Below are 17,778 nucleotides of genomic sequence, written 5' to 3' on the forward strand. Positions count from 1 at the left end.
AAAAGCATAAATTTCAGTGGTTCAAGGATAGCGTTTAATGGAGTTAAGAGATTGGTTGATGGCGGCAGGTGCCGTGCTGATTCTGCTTATCCTTGTCGATGGATGGCGACGTATCAGCGGTGGCTCCAATCGAATCCGCATGAAGATCGATCCCTCCTCTGAATCGACTGACACTGATGAAATTGCCGATAAACATAATCCTGAACTGCCTAACGGGGGTGCTCGAGTAAAGCGCAAAGTTGAGCGCCCCGATATCGATGCCTTAATGGCAGCCGAAGCTCAGCAAGCCAGTCAAACTGAAGACCCACTTGATTGTCTAACGGCGCAGCCTGAACCATCCTCTGTTGAAGCTGAGCCAGTGATTGATGACCCTCTCGCTGATCTTCGAGTCGATGATCTTGAGCCCGATCCATTTGATAGCCTATCGGATGAAGGTATCGTATCGGCTCCTCGCAAAACCAATCTTAAGCCCAGTGAGCCGACGCTCTCTATTGACAGCCCTGAGTCTGAGAACAGCCCTGAGCTTGAGAGCAGTCCTGAGCCTGTAAGTAGCCTTGAGCTTGAGAACAGTCCTGAGCCTGAAGATAGCACTGAGCCTGAAGAAACGCTTGAGCAACCCATCGAAGAAGCCGAACTAGAAGAGTTCGTCCAAGAAGAGGTGATTCAAAAGGAAACCGTTCAAGAAGAGCCCGCAGCCCCTGAAGTTGAAATTGCTGACGAGTCACCTGAAGAGGCGCTTGAACAAGAGATTACAGTCGAACAGACTGCAGAGCCAGAGCCAGAGCCAGAGCCAGAGCCAGAGCCAGAGCCAGAGCCAGAGCCAGAGCCAGAGCCAGAGCCAGAGCCAGAGCCAGAGCCTGAACCCGTTGCAGAACAACCTGTCGGTCACGTCGATGACCTATTTGGTCTAGATCTAGATCGCCCAATTCATGAGTTGGTCGATGCGGGCGCCAAAAAAGAGAAGCCAGTTCGTAAACGCAAATCACCTGTCAAAAAGCCCGAACCAGAGACCAGTGAGTTCGATCAGCTTCTTGAGCCTAATGTAGATGCCGTTGATGAACCGCTTGAGGATATTGAATCACTGGTGAGCTCGCTGCCAGAGATCGAAGAGCCTGAGCTGAACGACCAGAGTGATGCTATGCAGGACTCCGAGACTCAAGAGGCTGCAGTCGCCGCTGCATCTCCATCGACCGGACGACAGTTCCGTGAACTTGATCTCAGTGATCCAGAAACCCGCTTAGTTGTCTTTGTCGTTGCACCTAAGGGTGGCTCGCTATCGGGTGCTCATATTCAAACCGTGGTTGAGCGCTGTGGTATGGAGTTTGGTCAGATGGATCTTTTCCATCGTTACGAAGACAACAGTGATCACTCACCGATTCAATTTACCATGAGTGATGTGGGTGAACCTGGCTCATTCAACATAGAGACCTTGGCTGAACATGAGACGCCTGCGGTCACCTTCTTTATGTCGATGACCGAACCACGTGATCCTTCCTACGCGGTTGATTGCATGTTGGCCACGGCGGAGACGTTGGCTAAGGCACTGGGCGGTGAGATGCTCGACAGTGATCGTTCAGTGATGCGCCCACAAACTCAAGAGCACTATCGTGAGTTGGTGAAGGCCTACAAGCTTCGTTCACGCGCTAAGAGCCGTCGTACTCGCAAATCCAAATAAGTCCAAACCTTATGTCGATTGAACAACAGATTCTGGAGCTCAGAGAGCAGCTCCAACAGCACGCCTATCGCTATTATGTACTCGATGATCCCTCGGTCACGGATGCTGAGTATGACCATCTCTATCGCCAGCTTGAATCACTCGAAGCAGACCACCCTGAGTTAGTCACCGCGGATTCGCCAACACAACGTGTCGGCGCTAAACCCGAGGGTGGCTTCGCCGAGGTGGTGCACGAGATCCCTATGCTGAGTCTGAGCAACCAGTTCAATCGTGATGAGGTTCATGCATTCTACCGTCGTGCTCAAGAGGGGTTGGAGAGTGATGCCTCTCTGGCGATTACGCTTGAACCAAAACTGGATGGTCTGGCCGTCAGCGTCCTCTATGAGAACGGCATGTTGGTTCGAGCAGCGACCCGTGGAGATGGCTCTACCGGTGAGGATATCACCAGCAACGTACGCACCATTCAAAGTGTCCCTCTGAAATTGATGGGAGCGGGTTGGCCAGAGCGTATTGAAGTGCGTGGCGAGGTCTATATGCCGCGGGCTGGGTTTGAAGCGCTCAATCAACAGGCTCGTGAGACGGGTCAAAAGAGCTTTGTGAATCCGCGTAATGCTGCAGCAGGCAGCCTGCGTCAGCTCGACCCATCGATTACCGCCAGTCGTCCTTTGACCTTCTGCTGTTATGGAACGGGCGTTGGTTCCGATGAGCTGCCTGATAGTTACTATGAGACCTTGCAGTTAATTAATAGCTGGGGCCTCAAGATCAGTGATCAAATCGCTCGTGTTGAGGGCGCGGATGCCTGTTTCGACTACATCGAGGCTCTGGGTGCTAAACGTGACGCTCTCCCTTATGACATAGATGGCGTGGTATTGAAGTGCGATTCGCGAGAGGTGCAAGAGACCCTAGGTTTCCGCTCACGTGATCCTCGCTGGGCTACGGCGTTTAAGTACCCTGCCCAAGAGGAGGTGACACAGCTTCTCGATGTTGATTTCCAAGTTGGCCGTACAGGTGCTGTGACCCCTGTTGCTCGTTTAGAACCCGTATTCGTCGGTGGAGTCACGGTCAGTAATGCCACCCTACACAACATGGACGAGATCGCGCGACTGGATGCGAAAGTAGGGGATTGGGTTGTTATTCGCCGCGCAGGTGATGTTATTCCGCAAATCGTCAAAGTGGCAACCGATCGTCGCACCGGTGATGAACAACCGATTGCTATCCCTTCTGCTTGTCCTGTGTGTGGCTCTGAGGTGGAGCGTGTGCAGCTCGTTAAGCGCAGCAAAGGACAGGAGCAGAAGGTCGAAGGTTCGGTCTACCGTTGTGTTGGGCGCCTCAGTTGCAGTGCCCAGTTGAAGCAGGCGTTGATCCACTTCGTCTCTCGTAAAGCGCTCGATATTGATGGTCTGGGCGACAAGGCGATTGAACAACTGGTGGATCGTGAGCTGGTTAAATCACCTGCGGATCTGTTTAGACTGACCAAAGATCAGGTGTTAACCCTAGAGGGATATGCTGAGCTGTCAGCGCAAAACCTGATCGATGCGGTCGGTCAGTCTAAAACCATCTCTCTAGCTCGCTTTATCTATGCCCTCGGTATTCCTGAAGTAGGGGAAGAGACGGCTCGAACTTTAGCGCTAAGTTTGGGGACGCTTGAACGAATTCGTCAGGCGCAGTCTCGTACGTTGACCCTTCTTCCAGATATTGGTCTGGAAGTAGCCCATGAGATTACCCACTTTATGGCGGAGGAACATAACCAGAAGGTTCTGGATGATCTCCTGTCGTTAGGCATTCAACTGGAAGAGCAGGAGCAGATTGCCGCCAAGCTGCAGGCCAGTGTCAGCTTTGCTGAGCTGATTGAGGGGTCTAACATTAAAGGTGTAGCAGCGACCGGTGCTAAGGCTTTGGCAGCCCATTTTGAAACAGTCGAAGCGCTTTTGGCTGCAGATGAAGATGCGCTTAAAGCTGTGCCTAAATTGAGTAGTCGTGCGGCAGCTGGCGTCCTAGAAGCGATCCAAGATGAGACTTGGTGCCAACAGCTGCAGCGTTTTGAAACGCAGCTGATTGAGTTCGGTATGCATTGGTACTCTGAGAGAAGGGTCAGCGACGCCAGTGCGCCATTAGAAGGGCAGACTTGGGTGCTTACTGGTACGCTTGAAACTATGGGACGCAGTGAAGCGAAAGCGCTTCTTCAAGAGATGGGTGCGAAGGTCTCTGGCAGTGTCTCGTCCAAAACGGATGCGGTGGTCGCAGGACCCGGTGCTGGGTCCAAATTGGCCAAAGCAGAGCAGTTGGGCATCCGCGTGCTAGATGAAAATGAATTTAACCAGTTGTTAGGAAGAGTGTAGTGATTGTTCCAGCGAATATGCTTTCGGATGATGCCCTACGTGGCATGATCGAAGAGTTTGTTACCCGTGATGGGACAGACTACGGTGAACAGGAAGTGAGTCTTGAAGAGCGTGTCGAAGAGGTGAGAGAGCAGATCCTTACCGGTAAAGCGCTGATCATGTTCGACAGTAAAACCGAGACCACAACCATTATCCCTGCTGAAGATCTTGCCAAGATTCAGCAGCAGAACGCAGAGCAAGCCTCAGAATAAGCGATTAGCTGATTAAACCTGGCTCAAGCTTACTAGCGGTTCGCATTAGCCTTTTGAATGAGCCGCTCTAATCAGATCGCGGATCGCAAATCGCTGTGGCGATAAGATATCCACCAACTCCTGCTCTAAGGGGTAGGGCTGGTGGGTGATTTGCGCGGCAATGATCTCCGCTGCGATAGGGCAGGTGATCAACCCTTTAGAGCCATGCCCCACACTGACATAGAGCCCCTCAAGCCAAGGCGCTGTGTCATTGAACTCTGTACTGGCATCGACACTTAAGCGCTGGTACTGCTCAACCAATTTCTCTGTATCACACAAAGCCCCGACCATCGGCAGGTAGTCGCGAGTCCCTGCTCGCTGCGATGCTCGTCCAGAGAGTTCTCTGTTTTGCACCGATTCAGACAGCTCAGGCAGCGCCCGTTCAAGAAGATCTAAGTTGTGTTGGTGCTCTGCCTGTTTCAGATCCTGACTAGTGTCATTCACCTTAAATGAGGCGCCAAAACAGTACTGTCCATTCAGAGCCGGTGAAATGTACCCCTCACCGCACACCACGGTTTTTAAGTTCGGTGTCTCTTCGGATGAGCACCAGCTGGTCTGGCCACGAATAGGCTTCAGATCAAGCTTCGCTAACCCTGTTAGTAGCTCTGTCTCATACGCACTGCAGATAACCACCTGTGAATAGGCTTCACCGTTGATTAGCCATTGGCTGCCGTCACGCTCAAGGGTTTCAATGGGGCAGTTAAAGTGGCTGCGAATATTGTCATGTTTGAGTAGATAGTCGACCAGTTTAGGAGGCGATGCCCAACCCGCGTCTGGAAAATAGAGTGCTGAATGTTCTGTGACGGTACCTGCCAGTTCAGACGCCTCTTCTGCAGATACCCGTTTAACCAGCGATTCAGGGTAGTTGTTTGCTTCGATCAACTTCTGCTGCAGTTTTTGATCTTTTTCACTGACAGCGAGCTGTAACACCCCACACAGATCGGCGTGCTGTTGGTCATCAAGGTTTAATGCCTTGAGTTGATTGACGGTGAACTGCAGGCCGTTGGCGTGGACGCGGGATGCCGCAGTCGGCACCGCCGGTAACTTGGCATAGAGTGCCCCTTGTGGGTTACCGGAGCCGCCCGTTGCGGGTTTCGGTGCTCGCTCATAGAGATCAACCTCTATGCCCCGCTCAGCTAATGCGTGAGCAACGCTAGCACCGGCAAGCCCAGCCCCGATGACAGCGCAGTTTTTGCCTCTCTCTTGAGCAGTCGGGCGAGCTAACCATGGCTTAGTCTGCGACTGTGAATCTCTGGCCTGAATAAACTGGCCGTGAATCATCTCTCGCTTTCGGCCGAATCCAGGAATCTTTTTGATCTCAAAACCCACCGATTGCAGGCCTCGTTTAACGATGCCGGCAGAAGTAAAAGTCGCAAAACTGGTGTTCTCACTGCTCAATCTGGCCAGCTGTTTAAACAGACCTTCGTGCCACATCTCAGGGTTTTTTGACGGAGCGAACCCATCTAAGAACCATGCATCCACTCTGGCGTCGATCTGCGACAGTTGTTGGGCTGCATCGCCGAATAGGAGCCATAACTGAATTCTCCCGTTGTCGAAGCTTAATTGGTGAAACCCAGGTAGAGCAGCAGGCCATAGCCTCACCAGTTGATCAACGCCCTCTGCGAACGGCTCTTTTGCACCAATGGGTGTCAATGCGCGCTTAAGATCAGCGAGGCGCATTGGGTACTTTTCACAACTGATGAAGTGCAGTGTTTGCTGCGGTTTAGCCGTCGTTAAAAAATGGTGACGAGCTACTAGGAAATTAAGTCCGGTACCAAATCCGGTTTCACCAATGGTGAACATTGGCTTGTCGAGTGATGCTAGTCTCTCTGGAAGCTGATTGGATTGAATGAACACATGCTCAGTCTCGGCGATACCATCTTCAACACTGAAGTAGATATCACCAAACTGAGTCGACTCGGGTTGTTCGTCACGCCAGTTCAGCTGGGCGTGTTCAATCTTTTTATCGGTCACAGCAACCTTTTGAAATTAGGCGTTGGTTAAACAGCTGCGTCCCATACAGTAGTAGGTTATGCCTGCTGATTGGACGCGGTTTGGATCATACAGATTGCGCCCATCAATGATAAGAGGATTCTCCAACTGGGAGGCGATGCGATTGAAGTCGGGTGATGCGTACTCTGGCCAAGCCGTCAGTACCAATAGCGCATCGGCGCCCTCACAAGCGTCGTAGTTATGCGTCATCAGTTGTATCTGCTGGTTGCCTGGATAGCGCGCAGCCAGTGTCTGTAGCGCTTCAGGATCATGGATCTGTAGTTTTGCTCCTTGCGCCAACAGTGCATCGATGACGCGCAGTGCTGGTGAGGTCTCAACGTCGGCCACACCTGGCTTGAACGCGACGCCCCAGATAGCAAAGGTCTTGTTACTCAGATCACACTGATAGTGTTGCCACAGCGTTCTAAATGGCCACTCTTTATTGACCTCATTCTGCTGCAGTAGGGTGTCTACAAAGACAGAGCCCTTCTGTTCACTGAGCAGTGTTGATAGTCCTTCAAGATATTGGGTGAACTGCTGACCACCAAATCCAGAGCCTGGCTGCAGGTAGTGACTACCGATACGCACATCGGTGGTCATGCCGCGGCGAATCGCATCAATATCGATACCCAGTTGATCGCACAGTCCCGCCATCTCGTTGATGTAGCCTAGACGCAGCGCCAAGATACCGGTGATCGCATACTTAACGAACTCGGCCTCACGGCGTGTCATGCGTTGAATGGCTCTCTGCCCTAGGTGGAAGGGGCGTAACAGGCTTAGCAATAGTTCTGTTGCTACCTCGTGCTCACTGCCGATTAGCAGAGCTTGAGGGTTGGCAAACTGCTGCATCGCTTGGCCTGCTTGCAATACATCGGGGAAGTAGACGACGTACTGCCCTTTGCTCTCATCCAGCATCGACTGCAGCTCATCGCTGGCGCCAACCCCAAAGTTACTCTGGTTAATCATAAGCAGAGGTTTGTCAGATTCGGCTAAACGCTCGACCAGCGTTTTCGCTTCATCGAAATCGCTCGACTCCATGGCTATCCAGTGAACATCGGACTCTAGGGCTTTATGAGGGTCGATAATCAGACGCTGATTAAACTCGGCTGCTTGGATGCTGGTAAGAAGTCCTGGCTCAGATCGCAGGTGGCTCTCAATGGGTTCGTTATCGGCGACCGCGTGGTAGATGTCATTACCATAGGCAGCCAATTGCGCACGGGCAATCCATGCGCTGAGTTCGTGTCCCCAAACGCTGATCTTCATTGTCCGTTACCTCGCAAATTTTGAATCTCATTCAGAAGTCCCTCGGTAGCCGGGTCGTACTGATGGTCGGCACTTTGGTTGAGTGCAGTAATTAGATCGTTCGCCACTTTTTTACCCAGCTCAACACCCCACTGGTCAAATGGGTTGATGCCCCAGATAACTGCTTGGACGTAGACCTTGTGTTCATAGAGGGCAATCAGGCTGCCTAAGTTGTAAGGCGTTAGCTCATCCAGCATCAGAACCGTGCTGGGCTGGTTGCCGAAGTAGCGTTGCCAGGCTGGACGCTCAACACCATCGGTCAGCGCTGCATCGCCTAGCGCAAGCACTCGAGCTTGAGCTAAACAGTTGGCCAGCGCCAGTTGGTGCTGCTCTTGCAGTGAGCTCTCACGATCGACGTAGCGGCGTGCAGGGACAATAAAGTCACACATCACACGCTCAGTACCCTGGTGAAGAAGCTGGTAAAACGCATGCTGTGCATTCGGGCCAATTTCACCCCAAAGAATCGGACAGGTACGCTGTGCAATCGAGTTTCCATCAATGCCAACACTCTTGCCGTTACTCTCCATCTCCAACTGCTCTAGATAAGCGGGAAGATGGGCTAATCGACCGTCATACGGCAAGATCGCATGGGCATGAATGTCCTGGAAGTTGATGTTCCAGATACCGATCAGCGCCAGAAGAACCGGAAGGTTATAGGCAAACTCCGCCTCTTCGAAATGTTTGTCCATGCTGTGTGCACCAGCCAGCAGATCACGGAAGCCCTGCATCCCTATGCTGATAGCAATCGGTAGGCCGATCGCGGACCAGAGAGAGTAGCGCCCGCCGGTCCACTCCCAAAACTCAAGCAGTGTCTCTTCAGAAAGGCCCCAAGCGACGGCTTTTTCAGGAGCAGCAGTGACCCCAATAAAGTGCTGCTTGATCAGCAGCTCACGATTTAGACCGCTACGCTCTTGTAGCCAATCCACCGCAGTTGCCGCGTTAGCTAGCGTATCAATGGTGCCAAAGGATTTAGACGACAGAACAAATAGAGTGGTTTCAGAATCCAGCTCGAGCAAAAGATTCGAGAGCTGACTGCCATCCATAGAGGAGACAAAGTGCAAACCGATGTTCAATGACGCTTCTGGTCGGAACTGGTGGGTCGCTTCACACACCATCAACGGCCCAAGATCAGAGCCCCCGACACCGATGTTGACAACGTCGGTGATCGGTTTCCCCGTGTAGCCACGCCACTGCCCCTGATGGATCTGGTCAACAAACTGCTCCATGCGATCCAAGGTTTTGTGAACATCACTGACAACATCTTGGTCATCGACTCGGAGCTGTGCACTTTTAGGAAGACGAAGGGCAGAGTGAAGCGCCGCTCTGTCTTCTGTGTTGTTGACGTGCTCACCTTGTAACAGCGCTTTGATGGCTGACGGAAGCTGCTTCTCGTTGGCCAGTGCAAGTAGCTCACTCATCACCTGAGCATCGATTCGCTGGCGGCTGAGGTCCATCAACATCCCTTCATGTCGGAACGACAGTGTTTCAAAGCGTTGATCGGTATCGATCAATTCACGAAGATGCTGTGCACTCAGACGTGCAGCTGATTGTTCCAGTTTCGACCAAGCTTGAGTCATATCGACCTCTTAGAGTTGCTTCTTAGCTAGGAAGTCGCGCATCGCATCAGCGGTTTCAGGGTGTTTCAAACCGAATGCAAGGTTAGCTTGTAGAAGACCCGCTTTGTTACCACAGTCATAGACGGTACCACGCATGCTGTAGGCCTCCATTGTTGACTCTGATAGTAGCTCTAGCATCGCATCGGTTAGTTGGATTTCGCCGCCGGCACCGGGTTGTGTCGTCTTCAACAGCTCCATCACACGGTTAGGCAGAATGTAACGACCGACAATCGCTTGGTTTGATGGCGCTTGATCGACGGGTGGTTTCTCAACCATGCCATGAATTGGGGCGCCTGTGCCGGCGGTCAACTGTTGGCCGCCGCAATCAACGATACCGTAACGATCAACATGTTCCTGTGGCACGCCCTCTACCATGATCTGGCCTGAACCGTTCTTCTGATAGCGTTTCACCATCTCAGAGAAGTCACTGGCAAGACCTTCATCGTCAATCACCATATCGGGCAGCATGACGGCAAAGTCCTCTGAACCAATCACGTGGGCAGCACACAACACGGCATGCCCCAAGCCTTTTGCACTAGGTTGGCGCACAGAGATGACCTCGATGCCCTTTGGTAGTGAGTTCTCTACCGCATTCAAAAGAGCAGTCTTATTCTTAAGCGCAAGCATCTGCTCTAGCTCGTAGTTGGCATCGAAATGGTTCTCGATCGACTCTTTGCCCGAGCGTGTCACCAAAACAATCTGGCGAAATCCTGCGCGTGCGGCCTCTTCCACGACGTGTTGGATAACTGGTTTATCGACGACGGGCAGCATCTCTTTCGGAATGGCTTTAGAGGCTGGAAGAACTCGAGTACCTAGGCCGGCAACGGGGATGATCACTTTAGAGAGCATTGAATTTCCTTAATCAATAAATCTACTTTATAGGTATAACTGTCATTATAAGCATAAAAGCACGACAATTTTCTTACATGTGCTATTACTTAATAGTCATCAGCTATTTACCCAAACTTACGGAGATCACATGCAACTATTGGGCCAAGATTCAGATGAGAGTCGTGCATCTAAAGTTTTAACGATTCTTTTGAGCCTGCTGTTTCTGGTTGCGCCCTTCTATTACCAGGACAATTTAGGGGGTGAAGGGTTGAATCTACCGTTTAATGCGGTGGTCTGGTTGCCGGTGCTCTTTATCATTGCGGGCGCCATTTTTAAGATTATAGAGTCTGGTGAATGGGTGCGTCCAAACTACCTTTGGTTAATTTTAGCAATGCCGATAGGGCTCTACCTGACGGGGTTTGTCTCAGGTATGGATCGCCCCGGCGAGTGGCTGATTCGACTCGGTGTGGTGTTTGGCGGTATCGCGCTCTGGTTCTCCGTGTTGCAGTATCGACTCAGTGAGCAACAGATGAATCAGTTGCTCTATCTGTTATTGGCGTCGATGTTGATTCATGCTCTGGTCGGCCTGGTACAGATGATTTCACACCCACTGTTTAGAGGTTGGGTGCCTATCTCATCGGGCAATCGGCTGCTGGGGATGTTCCAGCAACCCAATTTACAAGCCTCATTGATGGCAACAGCGGTGGCGTTGGCACTCTGGTTAGCGACTACGAAAACCTTCAATGAACAGCGCTGGCCGCAAAAATCAGCGCTCTTTCTAACGCTGTTTCTAGCATCACTAGAGGTCACTGCATCCGGTTCTAGGGTCGGTTTGATCGGTGCTGTGCTAGCGCTGTTGTTGATCTGCGCAGGGCGTATTAAAGCGTTGATCAGTCAGCCGCTATTGGCGATTGCGTTGGCATTCACACTGGGAACCGGAGCTATTGCCGGTTATCAAGCCAATGATGGTGCACTGCAGGCCTACAACAAGATCGAAAAACTGGCTGAAGAGGGTAAGGACGCTCGTCCTCATATCTATCGTATTGCTCTGGATGTGTTTGAACGCTCTCCGCTGTTTGGTCACGGCATCGGTAGCTTCCAGTCTGAATTCCAAAAAGAGCGTGTCACCTACTATCAGACAACGGACGCTTCAGCGGTCGATGGAAGTCCTCGATTCTCCCATCCTCACAATGAACTGCTGTTTTGGATGGACGAGGGCGGCTTGGTCGCACTGCTGGCCATTGGTATCGCGGTCTTAGGGGTTGTGTTGCAGTTGATCCGTTTAGGGTGGGGAGAGGGGTTGGCGCTTGCCGCACTGCTATTACCCATCGCTCTGCATACCCAGACAGAGTTACCTTTTTATATTTCAACATACCACTGGATTCTACTGACACTGCTGTTAGCCGTGCTCTTCTCGCACCGCACTCTTATCAAACCGGTCAAACTCTCGCTGGGTGCGACCGCTCTTTTGAAAGGTAGTCCACTATTCATTGTGCCGATTATGGTGCTCTTTTTGGTTCACTCGCTGTTGTCGCAGACCGGAATCATGCAGTACTACAAACATCGCGGCACTGAGCCCACCCATTTGAGGTTCGCGCTCAACAATGTCTACTTTAAAGAGTTGGGTGAGTACTTTGTAATGCGCTCTTCACTCTATGGTGCGATAGAGCATCAAGATCAGAATGCTGTATTGGGCTTTATTGAGTGGGGCGAAGCTTATCTTGAACAGATACCGGATATTCAACTCTATAGAGATGTGGCGATTGCTCGTCAAAATATCGGGGATGAGGAGGGTGCGCTAGCGCTGATTGCTCAAGCGAAAGCGATCTACCCTAAGGATCGATCCATCGAAGATACTCACCGTCGATTAGAGGCCGGTGAGCCGTTGGTGACGTCGAGCCTAGCCTTGCCTCAATCCGAAGAGTGATTGGGAGCTTCTCGATCCCGAGCTACTTCAATCAGTTCCGCGTTTTTGGTCTTGTCGATCTGTTTTAAGCGCTGATGCATGGCTGTTTTGGCTAACAGGTGCCCAGTTAAAGGGGCGCTGATGAACAGGAACAGCGTGATCAAAAGTTGCTGCACACTTAATGAACCCTGATCAAACAGAGTGAATAGCATTGATGCAATCAAGATCGCACCCATACCGAGGGTGGTCGCTTTTGTAGGTGCGTGCAAACGGGTGTAAACGTCAGGAAGACGAATCAGACCCAGTGAACCAATCAGAATTAATGATCCGCCTAGCAGCAGTAGCAGAGATAGGATCAATTCAATCGCAAAATTCATAGTTGTTCTGTCCTATCCCTTACTCAATGATATCGCCGCGCAGAAGGTATTTGCAGAGCGCGGCCGTGCTGACAAAGCCGAGCATGGCGATTAACAGTGCGGCTTCAAAGTTGATTGAGCTGGCTTGCACAATGCCATAGATCAGAATCAAACCAATACTGTTAATGTAGAGCGTATCCAAGCTCAGAATGCGCTCGGGCAACGAGGGGCCTCTGACTAAACTGTAGGTGTTCATGATAAGAGCGATGCTGATCATGACGAGAACGATTTTAAGGCTGATCTCTAACATTGGAATATCTCCTTCAGCGGGGTCTCGTAACGCTGTTTAATCTCATCAATCAACGCTTGCTCGTCGGGAAGATCAAGGGCGTGTATGTAAAGCCACTCTCGATCCTTGCTCACTTCGGCACTCAAGGTTCCAGGCGTCAGTGATATGGTTGAGGCAAGCAGGGTGATCGGGAGATCCCCCGTTAAGTTAAGCGGGTAGGCGATAAAACCAGGTTGCAGTGCTTTGGTTGGCCCTAGAATCAATTTGGCTACCGCAAGATTGGCGACCACGATATCCCACAGTAATACCAGAATGTATCTGATCAGTTTTAGCGGTCTCTTAACCGCCATCTGTTGAGTCTGTAGAGGTTCTGTCAGTAGTGGGATTCCCAAGGCTAGGATCAACCCCAGCACTATTTGCCCGAGCGAGAAACTGTTGTTCATCAGCAACCAGACAATTAACAGAACCAGTGACAAGAAGGGGCGTGGTAGCCAAGATCGTACGAAACTCATCGTTGCACTCCTTTAGCCATAATCTGTGTCGGGTCCTGCTCAAACGCTCGTAACTGCTCAACAGTTGCGTCTGTGTACTGGGTGATTGGGCCGGCAAATAGGCTCATCAACGGTGCAGCGCTCAGCAGTATGCCGACCGCAATAAATTTACGCGTTGCTGAGGCCTTGCTGCTATCCGGTTTGCCGTTGGAACGCCAAAACAGTGTCGATCCGGCGCGTGAAAAGGCGACCAGTGCTGCCAAACTGCCGATCAATAACAGCGGCCAAGCCCAGACCAGTGCCGAGCTGCTGTCGATCGACTTCATGATCAAAAACTTACCAATAAAGCCCGACAGTGGTGGCATGCCGATCAGAGTTAGAGCTGCAATGAAAAAGAGTATCCCAATGCCCATCGGCTGCGCCAAAGAGCGACCGGCCACGATTCGGTCAAACGAGCGTTCACGCTGCTCAGCGATAATGTCCCCGATTAGGAAGAAAGCAGCGCCCGCTAGCGTAGAGTGAACGGCGTAATAGAGCGCTGCTGATAGCGAGTTTGCACTGCCAAAACCGACGGCCACCAACAGCGTGCCGACAGACAAAATGACTAAGTGAGCGGCTAGACGTTTCACGCTCGGTGCTGAAATAACCCCCAGAGTTGCCATCACCAGTGTGCCGAGCGCCAATACCCAGATCCAATCCTGTCCTAGATCGGTTAGAGCACCAGCGCTGTCACCAAAGATCAGGTTTTGAACGCGAATGATTGAGTAGATGCCCACTTTGGTCATGATGGCAAAGAGCGCCACAACGGGGCCTGGGGCCGATGCGTAGGTTCTTGGTAGCCAAAATTGTAGAGGCAGTAGCGCCGCTTTCAGAGCGAACACCGAGAACAGCATCATGCCGCCAATCTTAGTCAGTTGAATCTCAGACTCATTAAGCTCACGTACTCGCAGCGCCATATCGGCCATGTTTAGGGTGCCGAGCGTGCCGTAGATGATGCCTAACGCAAACAGAAAGATCGCAGAGCCGACAAGGTTCAGGAAAACATAGTGCACAGCTGCACTGGTTTTGTGTTTTCCGCCACCGTGAATCAGTAGAGAGTAAGAGGCGATCAGCAGGATCTCAAAAAAGACGAATAGGTTGAATATATCCCCTGTCAGAAAAGCACCGTTGATCCCCATCGCTTGGAACATCATCAATGGGTAGAAGTAGCGCCCTTGGTTATCGTCACCTGCGCTGGCATAGAGATTGGCGGCCAATAACAGAACAGAGGTCAGCAGAACCATCAGACTCGATAGACGATCTCCAACTAGCTGGATGCCGAACGGCGCATCCCAGTTACCCAGTGCATAAAGCGTTACATTACCTGCTGATGCTGACATGAGCAGAGCGACTGAGACGATCACCATAGTGAGCGAACCTACCAGGCTGATGACACGTTGGCGCTCAATGCTTTTTTCAAACAGAGGCAGTAGCTGCAGCGTGGCTAACAGAAGCGGCAGAATGATAGGCAGAGTGATTAGGTGATTCATTTCTGCTCTCCGCTCTGTTCTGGTAGTCGGCCATCGACATGATCGTTACCTAGGTCGGCACGGGCTCGAATGGCCAGGATGACCGCGAAGGCGGTCATCGCAAAACCGATAACAATGGCGGTGAGAACCAGCGCCTGCGGAACAGGGTCCGGTATTGCTAGGCCAGATTTCAATACCGCGGCACCATCAATGACGAGTCTGCCGGCGGAAAAAATAAACAGGTTCACGGCGTAAGAGAGCACCGTTAAACCAAGTACCACTGGGAAAGTACGACCACGAAGTACCAGAAATACCCCCACAGCGGTGAGTAGGCCAATAATCAAACTGATCAGTAGCTCCATTATTTAGACTCCTCTGGACGTGCGTGGGTCGTCAGTGCACCAAGGTTCCCGAGTATAAGCAGCGTTGAACCAATGACGGTTAGGTAGACCCCTAGATCAAACAACATGGCACTGGCCAACTCGAACTTACCGATACCCGGCAGATAGAAGTAATCAAACCACGAACTTAAGAAGGGGTAGCCAAACAGCCAGCTGCCCATTCCCGTAGCGCCTGCGATGATCAAACCGACAGAGATCAGCCACTGGTAGTTCAGTTTCGAGCGTTCGCGCATGAAATCGACACCGTTGGCGATGTACTGCAGGATCAGTGCTACAGCGGTTACTAGACCGGCAATAAAGCCACCACCAGGCAGGTTGTGGCCACGTAAGAAGATGTAAGCCGACACCAAGAGAGCTAGTGGAAGCAGTGCTCTAGAGACGGTCGCAAGCATCATCGGGTGGTGATCGTTGCTCCAAGGTATGCCGTTAAGATCAGCTGATGGCATGAAGAGTTTCATACGTGCGATCAGTTTGTAGATACCTAAACCGGCAATGCCCAGTACAGTGATCTCGCCAAAGGTATCAAAGCCCCTGAAGTCGACCAGAATCACGTTGACCACATTGGTGCCGCCGCCACCTGTTTTTGAGTTGGCGATGAAGAAGTCGGCGATCGAGGTTTGCGGATGCGTCATCATGGCGTAACTAATGGTTGCCATCACACCACCAATCAGGGTTGCCAAACCAAGATCACGTACCACCGATGAGGGGCTAGCGGCTTTTGCAGTGACCTGTGGTAAGAAGAAGAGTGCGAGCATCAACAGTATCACCGTGACCACTTCAACTGAGAGTTGAGTCAGTGCTAGGTCAGGTGCTGAGAAGCGGGCAAAGATAAGCGAGACGATTAAGCCGACGACCGAGACAGCAATCAGTGCGATCATCCGTTTGCGGTGCCAGATCAGCGTCACCAGTGTGGAGACGACCAAAATGATGGTAGCGACGATGCTAATACCATCGACCGGCAGCAGTGGGCGTGCTCCCTCTAAATTGATCAGCTTCGTCATTGGAACCGTCGTAAAGAGCGCAACACTCAAGATGAACAGCATGGTGTAGCGTTGCAGCGATCCGTTCTCAAGTGTGCCGTAAATTCTTGTGGCAGCATCCACAATGCGCTTGATGTTTTGATCAAAGATCGCTTTAGCGTCTCGTTCAGGGAATTGCGCCTGAAACTCAAACAACTGCTTACGGGTCGCGTAGACGACAATGCCACCCAACAGTGCAATGAAACTCATCAGCAGTGGGAAGTTAAATCCGTGCCATATGGCCAAGCTGTAGTAGGGCGTCTCGCCTTGCAGCAGAGAGGTTGCAGCGCTGTGTAGAATCTCTGCAACTACCAGACCAGGGGCAATACCCACGACAAAACAGAGTGCGACCAGTATCTCGACCGGAATCTTCATGTAGCGTGGAGGCTCATGCGGTGTCTTAGGAAGATTGATCGGTTCACCGTTAAAGAAGACGTCATGAATGAAGCGCAACGAGTAGGCGACTGAGAAGATACCGGCAACAGTCGCTAGAACAGGCAGAATCCATGAGAGCGCACCCAGTGACCCCTGCTGTAGGGTCTCTGCAAAGAACATCTCTTTGGACAAGAAGCCGTTCAGTAGCGGTACCCCTGCCATGGCCAGTGCCGCGACCATCGCTAGCATTGCTGTGTGAGGCATGTATCTCCACAAGCCGTTCAGCTTGCGCATATCCCGTGAACCCGTCTCATGATCGATGATGCCCGCTGCCATGAACAGTGAAGCCTTAAAGGTCGCGTGGTTAATGATGTGGAAGGTAGCAGCGACCGCCGCAAGCTTTGAGTTTAAACCGAGTAGTAGCGTGATCAGACCTAAGTGGCTGATAGTGGAGTAGGCGAGAAGCCCCTTAAGATCGTGCTTAAACAGAGCCATGTAAGCGCCAACCAGCAAGGTGGCAAGACCGGTCAAGGTGACAATCAAGAACCACATATCGGTACCCGCAAGCGCCGGGTAGAGTCGAGCCATCAAAAAGATGCCCGCTTTCACCATGGTTGCTGAGTGTAGATAAGCGGAGACCGGTGTCGGCGCCGCCATTGCGTGGGGCAGCCAGAAGTGGAATGGAAACTGTGCCGACTTTGTAAAAGCACCCAAAAGCACTAGGACTAGAATATAGGGGTAGAGCTCAGAGCCACGGATTAGATCCCCTTGAGCCAATACATCCGTCAGGTTGTAGCTGCCGACTACCTGGCCGATCAGCAAAATGCCTGCAAACAACGCCAAACCACCCATTCCAGTAATGGTCAGTGCCATGCGAGCACCTTTGCGCGCTTCGCTCTTGTGATTCCAGAAGCTGATCAACAAGAAGGAGCTGATGCTGGTCAGTTCCCAAAATAGCCAGAGTTGAATCAGGTTCTCTGACAGCACAATACCCAGCATCGCAGTCATAAAGAGAATCAACATCGCATAGAAGCGCGGCATGTTGTCCTGCTCTGAGAGGTAGTAACGAGCATAGAGGATAACAAGAAGGCCGATGCCTAAGATCAACAGGGCAAACAGCAGTGCAAACCCATCGAGTCGGAAGGCGAGTTCTAATCCGACTGCTGGAATCCATTCGAATCGCTCAACAAAGCGCTCGCCATCGAATACCGAGGGTGTGTATGAGATCAGGATAGTCAAAGCGACCGCTGGCAGTGCGGCCGTCGCAAACGCACAGGCCGTTCTCGACACCTTGTTGGCAGAAAGTGAAACGAACACCCCTATGAGTGTCAGTAGGGGGATCCAGAACAGGTTTAGCACCGAAGTAGACCTCTGAAATGTAAGGTTTT

14 protein-coding genes are annotated in these 17,778 nt (G+C 51.7%); 4 read left to right on the forward strand and 10 right to left on the reverse strand.

What is annotated here, in order from left to right; genetic code table 11:
- Window positions 1-37 precede the first annotated feature (37 nt).
- From XMM312_RS00650 to XMM312_RS00660, 3 genes are read left to right on the forward strand one after another with little or no spacing between them, the layout of a single operon-like run.
- Window positions 38-1,675: a cell division protein ZipA C-terminal FtsZ-binding domain-containing protein gene (locus XMM312_RS00650; protein WP_173488518.1), complete on the forward strand. Its 1,638-nt coding sequence runs from the start codon at window positions 38-40 to the stop codon at window positions 1,673-1,675.
- An 11-nt stretch (window positions 1,676-1,686) separates the two neighbouring features.
- Window positions 1,687-4,014 (forward strand): NAD-dependent DNA ligase LigA, encoded by a 2,328-nt coding sequence (gene ligA, locus XMM312_RS00655; RefSeq protein ID WP_173480393.1) that lies wholly within the window; start codon window positions 1,687-1,689, stop codon window positions 4,012-4,014.
- Entirely contained in the window at window positions 4,014-4,265 is a 252-nt protein-coding gene (locus XMM312_RS00660) for a YheU family protein (RefSeq protein ID WP_371731417.1), read from the forward strand. Before ligA ends, XMM312_RS00660 begins: the two co-directional genes overlap by 1 nt.
- Before the next feature lie 45 nt (window positions 4,266-4,310).
- Here XMM312_RS00660 and mnmC read toward each other — a convergent pair whose 3' ends face one another.
- Genes mnmC through galU form a run of 4 tightly spaced genes read right to left on the reverse strand, consistent with a single transcriptional unit; the run spans window position 4,311 to window position 10,063 of the window.
- On the reverse strand, window positions 4,311-6,278 hold the full coding sequence (gene mnmC, locus XMM312_RS00665) for a bifunctional tRNA (5-methylaminomethyl-2-thiouridine)(34)-methyltransferase MnmD/FAD-dependent 5-carboxymethylaminomethyl-2-thiouridine(34) oxidoreductase MnmC (protein ID WP_173483864.1): 1,968 nt from the start codon (window positions 6,276-6,278) through the stop codon (window positions 4,311-4,313).
- A gap of 15 nt (window positions 6,279-6,293) precedes the next feature.
- On the reverse strand, window positions 6,294-7,559 hold the full coding sequence (locus tag XMM312_RS00670; RefSeq protein ID WP_173488519.1) for a UDP-glucose/GDP-mannose dehydrogenase family protein: 1,266 nt from the start codon (window positions 7,557-7,559) through the stop codon (window positions 6,294-6,296).
- Window positions 7,556-9,175: a glucose-6-phosphate isomerase gene (gene pgi, locus XMM312_RS00675; RefSeq protein WP_173488520.1), complete on the reverse strand. Its 1,620-nt coding sequence runs from the start codon at window positions 9,173-9,175 to the stop codon at window positions 7,556-7,558. Before pgi ends, XMM312_RS00670 begins: the two co-directional genes overlap by 4 nt.
- Before the next feature lie 9 nt (window positions 9,176-9,184).
- Window positions 9,185-10,063, reverse strand: a complete 879-nt coding sequence (galU, locus tag XMM312_RS00680; RefSeq protein ID WP_173482860.1) for a UTP--glucose-1-phosphate uridylyltransferase GalU — start codon at window positions 10,061-10,063, stop codon at window positions 9,185-9,187.
- Between the two features lie 130 nt (window positions 10,064-10,193).
- Between galU and XMM312_RS00685 the strand changes: the two genes are divergently transcribed.
- A complete protein-coding gene (locus tag XMM312_RS00685) occupies window positions 10,194-11,972 on the forward strand; it encodes an O-antigen ligase (RefSeq protein WP_173488521.1) in 1,779 nt (592 codons plus the stop codon).
- Here the strand turns inward: XMM312_RS00685 and XMM312_RS00690 are convergent.
- Genes XMM312_RS00690 through XMM312_RS00715 form a run of 6 tightly spaced genes read right to left on the reverse strand, consistent with a single transcriptional unit; the run spans window position 11,957 to window position 17,749 of the window.
- Complete coding sequence (locus XMM312_RS00690) at window positions 11,957-12,328, reverse strand: Na+/H+ antiporter subunit G (protein WP_173480399.1); 372 nt, start codon at window positions 12,326-12,328, stop codon at window positions 11,957-11,959. The two genes, XMM312_RS00685 and XMM312_RS00690, sit on opposite strands and share 16 nt — an antisense overlap.
- 19 nt (window positions 12,329-12,347) lie before the next feature.
- A complete protein-coding gene (locus tag XMM312_RS00695; RefSeq protein ID WP_173480400.1) occupies window positions 12,348-12,617 on the reverse strand; it encodes a K+/H+ antiporter subunit F in 270 nt (89 codons plus the stop codon).
- Entirely contained in the window at window positions 12,611-13,108 is a 498-nt protein-coding gene (locus XMM312_RS00700) for a Na+/H+ antiporter subunit E (protein ID WP_173482858.1), read from the reverse strand. The genes XMM312_RS00695 and XMM312_RS00700 overlap by 7 nt, the downstream gene beginning before the upstream one ends.
- On the reverse strand, window positions 13,105-14,616 hold the full coding sequence (locus tag XMM312_RS00705) for a monovalent cation/H+ antiporter subunit D (protein ID WP_173488522.1): 1,512 nt from the start codon (window positions 14,614-14,616) through the stop codon (window positions 13,105-13,107). Before XMM312_RS00705 ends, XMM312_RS00700 begins: the two co-directional genes overlap by 4 nt.
- Window positions 14,613-14,957 carry a Na+/H+ antiporter subunit C gene (locus XMM312_RS00710; protein ID WP_173480403.1) on the reverse strand — a complete coding sequence of 115 codons (345 nt, stop codon included), beginning with the start codon at window positions 14,955-14,957 and terminating at the stop codon, window positions 14,613-14,615. Before XMM312_RS00710 ends, XMM312_RS00705 begins: the two co-directional genes overlap by 4 nt.
- Window positions 14,957-17,749 carry a monovalent cation/H+ antiporter subunit A gene (locus tag XMM312_RS00715; protein ID WP_173488523.1) on the reverse strand — a complete coding sequence of 931 codons (2,793 nt, stop codon included), beginning with the start codon at window positions 17,747-17,749 and terminating at the stop codon, window positions 14,957-14,959. Before XMM312_RS00715 ends, XMM312_RS00710 begins: the two co-directional genes overlap by 1 nt.
- Between the last annotated feature and the right edge of the window lie 29 nt (window positions 17,750-17,778).

Origin of the sequence: Marinobacterium sp. xm-m-312 (assembly GCF_013283295.1) — a bacterium.
Lineage (GTDB): Bacteria > Pseudomonadota > Gammaproteobacteria > Pseudomonadales > Balneatricaceae > Marinobacterium_E.